Here is a 976-nt window from a genome sequence, read left to right on the forward strand (position 1 = left end):
AGTTTATTGAGCGGAATTTTATACAACAAACTCGATATAGCTGATTCTTATTTATACATCGATCCGAGTGCTTCTGCATTATTGATCGGGCTGAATGGTACCTACTCGAGCAATTTTTCTGATTTTGACGAGGTAAACAAGAAAAACTTCTTTCCCAACTTTAAAAATCCTGGCTTATCATTAAGTTTTGGAACGAATTATACCACTAAAAAAGGTCTGTTTTTGATGGCCAACATCAAAGACTTAGGTTTTATCTGGTGGCGGAGCAACACACAGCGCACTACGATAGATCAATCTAAAATAATTGAAAATTTAGAGGACCAATCTAATACCAACCAGGAAATAAAGGACATTTTCCTGCTTTCGGAGCAGAGCAAAAAGTTTTTAGCACCTACCAATGCTAAACTAGACATTTACCTGTCTAAACGCTATGGATTTTACAAACCAGGCCTGGCCGTTTCGAAAAACCTGTTTTACAAAGGCGGAGATATTGCTTTTGTAAACACTTTTATTGCTAATGATTTTTCGGGAAGTATTACTCCCTTGTACAACTTGAATGGTGTTTTTATGGTTGGACTGCAAGCAAAATACCAGACTCCAAATTTCGAGTTGTTTATGGGTACCGATAATTTAGTAGCTACCAGTTTCCAAACTTATGGACTAATTAAAAATGATGCTACTATAGGCAGCGGTCCGAATGGTGCTTCTTTTTATATGGGTGTAGGCATTAAATTCGGCAACGTGGTTAACCATCCTCAGTTTGCCGATGTAATACCTGGCATAAATGATAATGAAGGCGGGAGTTTCTTTAAAAGTTTGTTTTCGATCTTTAAAAGAAGATAACCGACTTAGCCCTGTGCTTGTTGTTTTTTAGATTGCGTAACGACAAAATCTTTCAGGTAAAAAGGTTCGAAATAGGCTACATCTTCAAAGTTACTGTTGCTGAAAGCTTTGTTAGCTAACCGCGACATGTATG

The 976-nt window shown here is 37.3% G+C and carries 1 protein-coding gene; it reads left to right on the forward strand.

Translation table 11 applies throughout. The annotated features are described in order from the left end of the window. A partial coding sequence (locus tag AC1DND_RS28485; RefSeq protein WP_477586287.1) for a DUF5723 family protein occupies positions 1-843 on the forward strand: 843 nt, incomplete at its 5' end. Positions 844-976 lie beyond the last annotated feature (133 nt).

The organism is Pedobacter sp. 01N416 (assembly GCF_056399685.1).